Genomic DNA, 12,255 nt, shown 5'->3' with positions numbered 1-12,255 from the left:
ACTAAACCGGGACACGTCCACGGCCGAGGCGATGCGCGCCTATGCCGAGGAGACCAACCGGCTTAACCGCGAGCGCCGGTCGAACGCCGATGTCTGGCAGGTGGAACAGGTGAAGGTCGAGAAACAGATCAGAGGCATCATCGAGGCCATCAAGGAAGGGATGTTCCATCCCAGCATGAAAGCAGAAATGGACACGCTCGAGGCCCGCAAGGCCGAACTGGCAGTCCTGCTGTCCGACATCCCCGACGATGTGCCGGACCTGCTGCCGAGCGCTTCGGCGATCTATGCCCGTAAGGTCGGTCGCCTGACCGATGCCCTCCACCGCCCCGAGGAACGCCTTGAAGCCGCCGAGGCGCTGCGGGCGCTGATCGAGAAGGTCGTGCTCACTCCCGGCCCGAACCGGGGCGAGATCGACGCGATGCTGTATGGGGAACTGGGCACGATCCTGACCTGGATCGAGCGGCAAGCCATTGGAAAGGCTGAAAAAAGAAACACTCCCGGAGCGATGCTCACAGGAGTGTCGGTATCAGTGGTTGCGGGGGCAGGATTGGTTCTCAATTTGCGACAATCGAAAGTTGAGAACAAAGCGGGTTTAAGTGGCTGTTTTTCAGCTCTTTTTTCTGCATGTGCATAACTCCTTCACGTATGCCATCAACGCCGCCCTCCCCGATCCGAACTTGAGACAGTTTTCTGATGTCCTTGGGGCACAGATATCTGACATCGCATGCCACGACGTGACTGCACCGCAAACGGGCCTTCTTTGTCGAGACGGCAGTTCGTCGATGAAGACCAGCTTGGCCGGATTGAGATGAGGCTGACTGTCGAACCACGCCTCGCGCAGTTCCGCGGCGTCGGGCCGTATTTGCTCGCTGGCATACGTTGTTTTTTGATGATCAAGGCAGCGCCAGATCATGCTCGGTGCGAAACGTCCCCCCATCCCGACTGTCATCTTGATGCTAGACCACCAATAGGAACCCTCTGCAATCTAGACTTTACGGAAAATACCCCAGAACGCTACCTATTACTTCGGAGTCTGAGAGGGTTTCTTGATTGTCGATATAGGAGATGGAGGAATTGTAGAATTTGTTTTTGGTTCTACTGACTGGAGATAAGAAACCGACTGAATTTTTGTTATGGGTTTACCCAGAACACAGTCGCGTGTCCTAACAGAAGTTAGGTTGGCGTAGGCGACTGACGCAAGGACAGCTCCTCCGAAGGCGACAATGCCGATAACAGAAAGAACACATCTATGCCAGCATATCCGGCGACGCAACTCATTAAAGATACTTAGGAAGTCTTTGCTGATTGATTCGAAATCGGTTTCAAGCTTTTTACGTTGCCGTTCAATTTCCCATTTGATCGAGGATAACGTCATCCATTGGTTGATGATTGCGATTAGCAAAAGCAAAACAAATATCCATGCCCCCGCAAGCACGGCCACGTTGCTCCAAAAACTTAGATCGCAGGATGCAGTGCTCTTGAGTTGAGAGGCTACAACAAACGTAGCAATAGGTATGCCTAGAAGCTGAGTTTGTATATCGATTATTGTCTTGTGTATTTTTGTGACAAAATCGACTCTGGCCGCCTCTACATCACTTTTAATTTTCGTGTAGGAGAATTGAGAGACGTACAGGCGATAGCCTTTTGCGACTTCGTCAGTAACATCGTCAATATTTTCTACCAGATAGGAAAAACGTGCTTTTGGGCCTAATGATTTCGTCAAATTCACGACGGCACTATCGAGAAGACCTAATTTTTCGTCTCTATGAAGTTCATCGTGAAACAAGGCAAGGAGCCTATCGGCTTCGGCCATTTTAAAACGAACAAAGATGCCTTCATTGTAACGAATAGGCAGGAGAAATTTATCTTCGTTAATAAAGACTAGCTCTTGCTTTTGTGGGTCAGAGTATGCCGCAGCCTCGGCGAATAATTTATATATCTCCAGAATCTTCCGGTAAGCCTGAATTGCAGGCGGAACCACAGCAGCGTTTTTGTCGAAGCGATTTTCAATGATGTAGTAGGCCTTCGGCTCTTCGATTAAGGCCTGCTTGACAAGTAGCAATTCGCTGACTGATCTTTTCAGATAACCAAGCGCAACCCTGGGGGCTCCTATATTGATCGTGACCACATCGTTGACCTTGGACGCAGCAGGGTCAAACGGTAATCCAATTCCAGAGTCGTCAGCCACTCGGGAATCGTCATTGATGCGGCGAAGAGTGTTCAAAATTTCAGATGAGGCAATAGTTAGCACACCTTCATCACCAGTCTTATTAAACCGGACGTTCCTATATATCTCCAAAAGTTGGGAAAACGCGATATTACTCATCGATTGTTTCGCGCTTCAGCTCCATAGCCAGTTCAACGGGAAGACCCTTGAATGTGAGAGTATTAGCATCGGCGTCGAATATGATGGAGCCATCTGTCAACGCTTGGCGATCAAATTCGACTGACCAAGATGATGTTTTACCTTTGAATTTTTTGAGGGGCACAAGGGCACGACGGTCAGGAATGAACCCGTCGTTTAATTTTCGCTCCGGACTACCTAAGACTTCACTTAATTCGGCAGGTGCACTCGGGAATAGTTCGTTGGCGAATTCTTCGAAATCTATCTCGCGCTGGCTGCTAGCCAAACGCTCACATATACCCTTTGCCTTGGTAAGAAACTCTTCCCTATCGGCGGCCGACATTTGCTTTTGGAGTGTAAATTCCTTCAACGTTTCAACAAGTTGGCTGGTATCCTGTCGAGCTTGGATGACGGTATCGCAGCCCAGAAACTCCTTAAAGTATTCTGATACGCTTCCTTTACCTTTCAAGAAACCGATATAGCGTTCTTGTTGGTCCAACCAAGCGGTCATGTTAATACGTCCGGCGAACCTAAATCCATCGACGTCCAAATGAACTACATCTTGGACGTCAAGATTCCCGGTTAAATTAGCACCGAGTTTGTCAGTAATAATAGCAACCAAAAGATATTGATGATTGTCACGTTCAAAGTGAGCAAAAAAGACGTGACCACCGGCAGCCGCATTTCGGGTTCTTGCACTGTTCTGAAGTGTTACCATCATCTTTGCAGTAAGATCTGCGAAACCGTCCGGTCCTACTGCAAGATAATCCCCAAGGTAGGTCTTCGTTTCCGAGTATGTTAGCTGATCCGAGAATTTTCCATAAGACTTAGATGCTCTACGAGCATAGAGGTCATGAAGTTCGTTGATAACCCGCTGGACGGTATGTGTTACAATCAGCTTATCCTGCCCCTGAACGATCTTGAAACCTTGAGGTCCCCGCTGAAGATCGTGCACTGCGGCGTTTATAATATTATTCACGATTAGGGTTCTTTATCCATGCCAGAATTCCAATTAAATATCTTAAATGCCTATAGTGGGCATAGCCATGTTGCCTTTCTCTAATGCCAAGTGAAAAAATTTAACACAGGTTCGGTAAGTTGTAAGCACAGCCATAGATCACCGACAGGTGATCCAATTGAACACCCGCTATTTTGCGGTCGAGCCCCTGAACCCAATCTTCTACTCACCTGATATTACTCTGCATTGCAAATTCCGTTTGCCCCTCGAAGCAGCAGACCCAGGATCGGTATAACCGTTTGAATCTCTAAGCCGGAGAGAAGCATCGCCAAACTGTTTCAAAGCGCTTAATTCATACTTTCGAAACATACTCTGATTATATATTTATGTTGATCTCCGCAGATTATTTAGTTGATCCACCAGTAATAAGTTCAGCCGATGCGGCAATTATTTGATCAGGCTGGCCATTCAAGGCTTTAATCTGACCACCTATTCGATAGCGCTCTCCAGGATGGAGTTGTACTGATGAGCTAGGCCGCATGTATATAGGCACCCAATAATGATATCCATCTGGCTGGAAGTGAAACGCATCTCCGACAAGAGCAACCTCACCAGTAAGATTACTTTGATGCGCATCTTTCACCATTATTTCTATTTCAGGTAAATTATATTGACTTTTTACAATCTTAGTAATCTGCCTCTTCTCAGAAGCTCGCCCTACGGCTCTAATCTCATGCTTTTTTTTAATTTTCTTTGCGATGGCCTCGTTCATGACAACTGTAATTTTTTCGTTCGTAACCACGCTAATCTCGGTTATCTGGTGCTTGTCTATAATTTCGGCACCAGCTTTTGCTATGGGCGTAACGTCTTTCGTAGGCGACATGAGCCAAATTATTGCGCCCGCTATAGCAGCAATCAGTCCAGTGACCTTCACGCTACCGTCGATCGGCTTATCGCTGAATTCCTTGATAGCATTCTGCGCGATCTTCGACCGAGCGATTGCCCTGAGCTTCACCACCAGGCTTCCTTCGTGAAGCCCAACGATCACCAACTCACCTCCGTGACGTCTAGCGACACTGGAGACCAGCTTCAGGAAATTCGCGAGAGCGTCCAAATCAACGCCCTGATTTCCCGCGAAATAAAGCGCGAACTCGTCTGGTTTTAACTCAATGTTTTTGATCGATGTCATTTAGTAAACCCTTAGACCCATTCGAACTCTATGAACAAAAGACAGCGTAGCGGTGCGCATATCCACACAATGAGATGGTCAAAAGCGGATATATCCATGGTAAATACTACTTAAGATAAATATAACATTCCTGCTTTCCACACCCAGTCCGGACACACTCTCTCCCCAACCGTTCCTATCATTAACATCATACTGGCGTAAGCAGATGGGATATTGCCTGGATAGGCTTCAGTCCGTAACCAAAACGCTTGATTGCCTCGCGATCCTTCTCAAGCGCCCCATAAGGCAGATACCGGACTTTCAGATCGGCTATCCTACTGAAGGCCGGCCGCCGTAATTGTTCCCGCACATCGGCTTCCCGCTTGTCCGGCGCGACAAGAAACAGTCCCTCCAGAGCCTGCGCCTCTGACCCGAGAGCAAGATCCAGCATTCGCACGATGCCGGAATAGATGGTCGTTGAATGCTCGACCTCGAAGGCTGCAACAATCCGGTGGCTGTCCCGGTCAAGCCATAGGACATCGATCAGACGCACTGACTCCGCTCCCTGCGTTTCCGTCGTGAACCCCGGCAATACCGACAGGCAGCCATCCCCCAGCTTACCCTCCTGCCATGGACGACTGCGATCATTGGCCGCAATCCAGACATCGTAACCCAGAGAAAGCCCCAGATCGCGAAGCCAGCCCTGAATCTCGGTATGGGTATGATCCGTTTCCCGCTCCGTGGCGAGGATCCGGGCCTCTTTTGCGCTTTGCTCCCTCACCTGATGAAGATCGGCTTCCCAGAGTTTTCGCGCTGTTTCGTCATCCTCAAGAGGCGGCGCTGTATAGCGTCCGCTTCCGAGGTCAAACAGCAGTCCTCCAATGGCGCCCAGATCATTGGACAGCAGCGAACGGTAGGTCGCATTCAGCTTCAGGATACTCTGCCGCATGGCAAGATATTCCTCCCATCGCCCCAGCTTCACCTTTGATCCGGTCAAGGCGTTGTAGCCGTTCACGATCGCCGTATTGAAAGGCGGCATGATCGTCGGATGCAGGAAATACAGCAGATTGGCGACGGCTGGTCCCAGCCCTTTTATCTTCCGGGCATCGATTGCATGAATGGCCGAGACCACATGCTCTTCGGTATTGCAGCACAGACAGGTATCGAGAAGCCTCCCGAATGCTTTCTGGTTGGCAGGATTTTCATAGATATCGGGAATGCGGAGCTTCGGCTTCCACAGGAACGCATGATCCGCACCCTTGAAAATCTGACGCTGCTCCGCAATCGAATGAACAACCGTTTCCAGCGAGGAGCCACGATAGGCGACCCCGAATGTGCCTTCGGCAATCTCGGCGACGACCTGCTGCAGACCGCGGCGGATAGAGCGAAAGTTCTTGAGGCGCTCATCCCACAGAAACCAGCTCTGATAGGTGCCTGCCGGATCGTCTCGCCAGCGAAGGATAAGGTCTCGAATAAGGTCGGTCATCAATCCAGAAGCTAAAATTACATTCGCTTCTGAGCCTGATTGTAACAGCGTCTCACGTCAATGCGGATAATCGCAAGTGGTTGCGAGGTAGGATACCCCCGATTTGAACCTCCCCCACCTAAATACCTGAAATTAAACAGCTTTTCATAATATGCCCTCGGTTTACGCATAGCAAAACCCTGCTAAGCCGTTGACTTAGCGGGGTTTCAGAAACTGCAAGTGGTTGCGGGGGCAGGCTTACTTCTCAAATTGCAGAAATCGCAGGTTGAGAACAAAGCGATGTTAATATACTGTTTTGATGCGCTTTTTTCTGCCCATGCATGAACTCTTACTGAAATAAATAGCCCCTGCCCTCATAAAATGTAGAATTTAAGTTTTCAGATCTACGTCAGATTCCTCACTGATACCGGATGTCATACTCCCCTGTAATTCCAGTGGCCTACGAGGACCAGACGGGAAAGAAAAACAGAACAAAACGGGATTACCGAAAACACTGCGAACACCCAGAAGGCGGCATTCTGTATTCCGGTTGTCCCACCCGGACTGGCCAGACCGGCAGCATTCGCGATGGTTCCGGCCACGGCTGCTGCGACGGCAGTCGTATAAAGTTGCACGGTGGTCAGGGACGCTGAAGCCACGCCCTGTTCGGATTGGGGTGTTGCGCGAAGAATACTGCTGAGCAGATGGGGCCATGCCATTCCTACACCGGTTCCGACGAGGATGAAGGCCAGGGCAACCGGCAGGATGTCGGTAACACCACCACGGACATCGTGCGGCACCCACCATGTCAGGAACACAATTGCAGCCAGCCCCAGAACAGGAGCCGTAGCCAGCAATCGACGGGCGTTTCGCCCGGATGCACTCGCACCGGCAAAAGAACCAACGGACCAGCCCGCGGCCATCAGTGCGGACAGATAGCCTGCGACCAGAGGCCCCTGATGATGCAAGGTCTGCAGGAATAATGGTGCAAAGATTTCAATTACCTCCACAGTCAGGGCCAGTCCACCCAGCAGCCCATAGAGAGGCAGAAGCGGAGATCGAAGATGGAGCGTACCCATCGGGAGCAGCCGACTGGTATTGCGGTGCTCACACCGTATGAACAGGATAAACAGACAGGTTGCCAATGCGAGCCCCATCACGTTTTCGGTGAGATGCGGCATGGCGCTGCCGATGGACAGAACCAGCACCGACAGGACCAGAAGCATCAGTTGCTGCCACGCCACGGACGACTGCCCCTTGCTGTCATCAGCAAACCTGTCTGGCAGCACCCGTAACGCCAGCAGGGCGAAGAGGCCTGCACAGAGACACATGAACCAGAAAGACAGCCGCCATGCGCCCGCCTGAGCGAACAGTCCGCCGATTGCGGGTCCAATCAGTGTGGCTATACCCCACATGGACGACAGCATGCCCATGGCACGGGTCCAGAGTTGTTTCGGGAAAATGAGACGGATAACCCCATAGGCAAGCGAGACCAGCATTCCCGCCCCGATGCCCTGAAAGATCCTGCCGCCGAGCATGACGACCATTGACGGTGCCAGCGCACAGAGAAGGGCACCTGCTGCAAAAATCAGTGCGGCAGTGCCATAGGCCCGGCGCGGCCCCAGGGAAGCAAGCAAGGCAATGGAAAGCGAGGACCCGACGATGGAGGCTGTGATAAACAGGGTCTCGTTCCAAGCATAATAGAGCATGCCGCCAATATCCCTGACAGCGGACGGAAGGACCGCCAGGATCATGTAGAGATTGATGGCATGAAGGGCGACACCCCCGGCAAGGACCACCGTCTTGATCCCATTCTGCCCCGAAAACAGAAGTTTCCAGTCATTGCTCTGTGCAACTGGGCTGACTATTGTACCGTCCATGATGAAACTCCGGAATGCCGCGGCGCCAATTCGCTTGCGGGGCTTGCCGAGACATGCCGGTATCTTTCATAAAACCTCATGTAAGGTTGAGGTCAATGGAAAAACGAACGACAAAATCTGGACTTCCTAAGGAGCTATCCGTAGGGGACGTGGCACGACGGTCTGGTGTTACCGTCTCAACGCTCCATTTTTACGAAACAAAAGGACTTGTCAGCGGATATCGTAATGCGGGGAACCAGCGCCGATATCCCCGTTCGATCCTACGCCGTGTTGCTGTCATACGGATTGCCCAGCGGGCAGGGTTATCTCTCTCTGAAATAAGGGAAGCCCTGAAAACCCTGCCGGATGGACGGCCACCTACGATGCGTGACTGGCGCCGGATGTCAGGCACCTGGCGCCAAGCACTGCAGGACCGGATTGAAAATCTTACCAAACTGCGGGATCAGCTTGATCTCTGCATTGGCTGCGGCTGCCTGTCGCTTACAGACTGCCCATTACGTAATCCGGGAGATATTAAAGGGAAAAGCCCTCAGATCATATAAGAAAGACCGCCAGAGACCGGACTCCGTTACGCACGTGCGCTAGGCCGACCGCTTTCTCCCAGCTTCCGGCCGTCATCATCATAGTCGGGCAAACAAATGGAATAGACTTTAGCCCATGACCAAAGCGCTCAATTGCCTCACGGTCCTTCTCAATGCCCCCATAAGGCCGATAAACTAAAATTACATACCTGAATTTCTTTTATCTAAAAACAAATCACAAAAATTCATCAAGATTAAGCAAGAATTCATCTGGTGCCTCTTCCTGCGGACTGTGGCCACAGTCAAGCGCATGCCCTTGAACATGCCTGGCTTTTTCTCTCCATGTTTCCACGACATCATAGAGTGCGCCCACGGTCCCACGTGCGCCCCACAACGCGAGCACGGGCGCTTCAATGCGCCTGTCGTCATCCTCCGCGTCATGGACAAGATCAATGCCTGCCGCTGCACGGTAATCTTCACATGCGGCATGTCTCATTGCCGGATCAGCATAGCAGCGACGGTATTCGGCCATCACGCGAGGATCAACCGATCCCGGTATCTTGATCTGTCCCGCTATGTGATTTTCCAGAAAGAAATCCGGATCAGCACTGATCAGCTTCTCCGGTAATGGATCGGGCTGGATCAGGAAAAACCACCAGAAATAACGCCGCGCAAACTCCATATTGGTCCGGGCATACATCGTGGCGGTAGGCGCAATATCGATTACGACCAGCTTCTCGACTGCCTGCGGTGCATCGAGCGCCAGACGATGTGCCACACGACCTCCCCGGTCGTGCCCAATAACCCGAAACCGCTCAAAACCAAGCGCCTTCATGACGCCTATCTGATCGGCAGCCATAGCCCGTTTGGAATAGTTGATGTGCTCAGGGCCTCCGTCAGGTTTCTCACTGTCGCCGTATCCCCGCAGATCCGTAGCCACGACCGTGAAGCGCTCCGCCAATGCTGGTGCGACCTTGTGCCACGTCAGATGCATCTGTGGATGACCGTGCAGCAGGAGCAGAGGTGGGCCTTTTCCGCCTATTGCGGTACGAATGCGGATTCCACCCACCTCAATGTCGCGCCACTGGAATCCGGGCAGTAATTCCGGGAACTCCCTGATGAGAGCCATCATCACACCAGCCTCTTTCTATGACCAAACAGAGCAACAGAATGCTACAGGAATAACACCTTATTCCGGGCTGTGGATTACCTCGCCTGTCGCCACAACTTTTGCATAGGCGAATGCCAACGCCGCCATATAAGCAGCATGCACCTGCTTTGCCGGCACGTCTGTTCCATTAAACTCCAGATCACGCGTGGCGATCGCGTCATGCACCACGGTCACGTCGTATCCGAAATCGACTGCGGCACGGACGGTCGCATCGATGCAGACATGGCTCATAGCACCAAGGACCGTCAGTTTTCTGATGCCCTGCCCGTCCAGAAGCGTTTTCAGTTCCGTATCCCTGAACGCATTGGGATGGTGTTTGAGCACGACCGGCTCTCCGTTCTCCGGCAGGACGCACTCATTAATCTGCGCGCCAACAGATTCCGGAACAAAGAACGGCGCATCGCTGGTTTCAAACTCATGCCGGATATGGACGACCGGCGTTCCGGTGTCTCGAAAACGCGCAAGCACGTGTCCTGCGTTAGTGGCTGCCTCTTCAATCCCCACCAGTGGCCACCGTCCGCCGGGAAAATAATCGTTCTGCAGGTCAACAATAATCAGCGCCTGATCCGGCATGGTCTTTCTCCTGTGCGCATGAAGCATCTCACTCGACGCTAACGCCGTTCTGATTACGTCCCCACTGGCAGAAATGACAAAAACAGGGTCATATCTGACAAATGAACCGTCAGCCCCCACTGGACATTGTTCTTGTCGCCTATCCTGCCGCCCAGAAGGCCGCCCTTTACGGGCTGACTGATCTGTTCGCTGTCGCGGACGAAGTGAGTCGCAAACGTCAGGAAAGGGCTGCTCCCGTATTACGGGTTTTATCCATGGATCCGGATCGGTTCACAGGCGCCAGTTCCGGCAGAGAGGGAGATAGCACTTCTCTGCCCGACGCACCGTCCGTCGTGATCATTCCACCCAGCCTGACCGGACCACCCAACCCGGAAACCGTTCCGGAACTTTTGACCTGGCTTCGCACGTGTCATGAAGGCGGTAGCATTCTGGCAGCCGTCTGTGCAGGAACATTCCTCCTTGCTGCCACGGGCCTTCTGGACGGAAGACCGGCCACCACGCACTGGAGTGCCGCCGCAAGACTGCAGCAGGCCTTTCCGGCCATCAGAATCGATCCGGATCGCCTGCTGGTGGATGATGGTGACATTCTGACAGTTGGCGGCATCATGTCGTGGCCGGATCTGGGCCTGCGACTGATTGACAGACTACTCGGCCCCGCCGCAATGCTGGAAACGGCCCGTTATCTGCTGATTGATCCGCCCCGGCACGACCAGCGCCATTACCGGCATTTCGTACCAGACCTGACTCATGGAGACCGGACCATTCTGAAGGTCCAGCACTGGCTGCGCACGGAAGCTGCCCGAAACGCTACGGTCGCGGACATGACATCCGTGTCAGGACTGGAAGAGCGGACCTTCCTGCGGCGGTTCCATAAAGTGACCTCCCATACGCCACTGGACTATCTGCAGCGCCTGCGCGTGGAGAAAAGTCGCGATCTGCTGGAAACCACCGCTTTGCCGCTGGAACAGATTGCATGGGAGGCTGGCTACCAGGGCAGTGGAGCTTTCCGAAAGATCTTCACGCGGCTTATGGGACAGACACCCGCAGACTATCGGAGGCGTTTTAGCCCGGCAGGCAGCAGTCGGGAATAAAAACAACCCAATTTTTACTTATGATATGTTGATCACGACCTTGCCCATGCCACGCGTCCCCGCAAAATAGTGATACGCATCTCTCGCCTCATCAAAGGGAAAAACGCGATCAATCAGCGGGTGCAGACGATGTGTCGCGAGAGCTGCGTTCATCGCTGCAAACATCTCACGGGATCCAACATTGACCCCTTCGAGCAACAGATTCCGCCGCATGATATTGGCGGGATCAATCTGGCCGCCTGTCAGCACACCGATCAGGTGAATGGCTCCCCCGAACCGACAGGCCTGCATCGAATTGGGCAATGTGCCGGCACCCCCGACCTCGACGACATGATCGACACCACCTTGCTCCCCAATGACCCGCCCCCAGTCCGGGTGATCGCGATAATTGAGCATCTCCTGTGCTCCCATGTCACGCATCCGCACGAGTTTGTCGTCGTCAGAGGACGTTGCGATCACATGCGCGCCCGCCAGAACGGCAAACTGGAGCGCAAAGAGTGAGACGCCTCCCGAGCCAAGCAGAAGGACGCGCTGGCCGGGGAGAAGCGTGCGCGAGCCACCAAACAGCGCATGCCAGGCCGTGAGGGCCGCACAGGGCAGCGTTGCCGCTTCCTGAAAAGTCAGGTGATCTGGAATCTCGATCAGGCCATCCTCATCAAACAGGCGATATTCCGTCAGGACCCCATCAACCGGACCACCAAGCGCCGAGGCCGCCATCCGTTCTGATAGCGCACCGCCGGCCCAGTTTTGAAAGAACAGGCCCGCGACACGATCTCTCACCACATGTCGCGTCACACCATCGCCAATGGCCACGACTTCTCCGGCACCATCGGAAAGCGGCACGAGATCGACTGTTTTGGCACGGGGCAACCGTCCTCTGGCGACGGTCAGGTCCCGATAATTCAGCGAGGCCGCACGCATCCTGACCAGAACCTGCCCATACGCAGGTGTAGGCATCTGCCTTTCTTGGAGAATCAGATTGTCGATATTTGCCAATATCGGAAATAGATAAGATTTCATGATGCCAAAGCCCATTCGATTTATCGGGTGCCATATCTGAATCTGAACAGACGCAACACACCGC

The 12,255-nt window shown here is 52.9% G+C and carries 11 protein-coding genes; 3 read left to right on the top strand and 8 right to left on the bottom strand.

The features are described 5' to 3' along the window. Nucleotides 1–31 precede the first annotated feature (31 nt). On the top strand, nt 32–634 hold the full coding sequence (locus AD930_RS02910; protein ID WP_244150475.1) for a DNA resolvase: 603 nt from the start codon (nt 32–34) through the stop codon (nt 632–634). A gap of 387 nt (nt 635–1,021) precedes the next feature. Here AD930_RS02910 and AD930_RS02905 read toward each other — a convergent pair whose 3' ends face one another. The 5 genes from AD930_RS02905 to AD930_RS02885 form a co-directional block, all read right to left on the bottom strand. Next, on the bottom strand, nt 1,022–2,326 hold the full coding sequence (locus AD930_RS02905; RefSeq protein ID WP_061505044.1) for a hypothetical protein: 1,305 nt from the start codon (nt 2,324–2,326) through the stop codon (nt 1,022–1,024). Then, on the bottom strand, nt 2,319–3,323 hold the full coding sequence (locus AD930_RS02900) for a nucleoid-associated protein (RefSeq protein ID WP_061505043.1): 1,005 nt from the start codon (nt 3,321–3,323) through the stop codon (nt 2,319–2,321). The genes AD930_RS02905 and AD930_RS02900 overlap by 8 nt, the downstream gene beginning before the upstream one ends. 382 nt (nt 3,324–3,705) lie before the next feature. After that, nucleotides 3,706–4,491, bottom strand: a complete 786-nt coding sequence (locus AD930_RS02895) for a hypothetical protein (protein WP_061505042.1) — start codon at nt 4,489–4,491, stop codon at nt 3,706–3,708. A gap of 187 nt (nt 4,492–4,678) precedes the next feature. Then, the gene (locus tag AD930_RS02890) at nt 4,679–5,956 is read right to left on the bottom strand and encodes a hypothetical protein (protein WP_061505041.1); all 1,278 of its coding nucleotides are present in this window, start codon (nt 5,954–5,956) and stop codon (nt 4,679–4,681) included. Between the two features lie 413 nt (nt 5,957–6,369). Then, nucleotides 6,370–7,815 (bottom strand): MFS transporter, encoded by a 1,446-nt coding sequence (locus AD930_RS02885; RefSeq protein WP_061505040.1) that lies wholly within the window; start codon nt 7,813–7,815, stop codon nt 6,370–6,372. A gap of 95 nt (nt 7,816–7,910) precedes the next feature. Here AD930_RS02885 and soxR point away from each other — a divergent pair, with 95 nt between their 5' ends. Next, nucleotides 7,911–8,357 carry a redox-sensitive transcriptional activator SoxR gene (gene soxR, locus AD930_RS02880; RefSeq protein WP_061505039.1) on the top strand — a complete coding sequence of 149 codons (447 nt, stop codon included), beginning with the start codon at nt 7,911–7,913 and terminating at the stop codon, nt 8,355–8,357. 214 nt (nt 8,358–8,571) lie between these two features. On the opposite strand, the gene AD930_RS02875 is transcribed toward soxR, so the two are convergent. Together AD930_RS02875 and AD930_RS02870 are read right to left on the bottom strand one after the other, a co-directional pair. Further along, nucleotides 8,572–9,465 (bottom strand): alpha/beta fold hydrolase, encoded by an 894-nt coding sequence (locus AD930_RS02875; RefSeq protein WP_061505050.1) that lies wholly within the window; start codon nt 9,463–9,465, stop codon nt 8,572–8,574. Nucleotides 9,466–9,525: 60 nt separating this feature from the next. After that, nucleotides 9,526–10,080: a cysteine hydrolase family protein gene (locus AD930_RS02870; protein WP_061505038.1), complete on the bottom strand. Its 555-nt coding sequence runs from the start codon at nt 10,078–10,080 to the stop codon at nt 9,526–9,528. Between the two features lie 101 nt (nt 10,081–10,181). On the opposite strand from AD930_RS02870, the gene AD930_RS02865 reads away from it, so the two are divergent. Further along, on the top strand, nt 10,182–11,171 hold the full coding sequence (locus tag AD930_RS02865; RefSeq protein WP_061505037.1) for a GlxA family transcriptional regulator: 990 nt from the start codon (nt 10,182–10,184) through the stop codon (nt 11,169–11,171). A gap of 18 nt (nt 11,172–11,189) precedes the next feature. Here AD930_RS02865 and AD930_RS02860 read toward each other — a convergent pair whose 3' ends face one another. Further along, on the bottom strand, nt 11,190–12,128 hold the full coding sequence (locus AD930_RS02860) for a zinc-dependent alcohol dehydrogenase family protein (RefSeq protein ID WP_244150472.1): 939 nt from the start codon (nt 12,126–12,128) through the stop codon (nt 11,190–11,192). Nucleotides 12,129–12,255: the final 127 nt, after the last annotated feature.

Origin of the sequence: Acetobacter malorum (assembly GCF_001580615.1) — a bacterium.
Lineage (GTDB): Bacteria > Pseudomonadota > Alphaproteobacteria > Acetobacterales > Acetobacteraceae > Acetobacter > Acetobacter malorum.
This window is presented reverse-complemented; position numbering and strand designations above follow the sequence as displayed.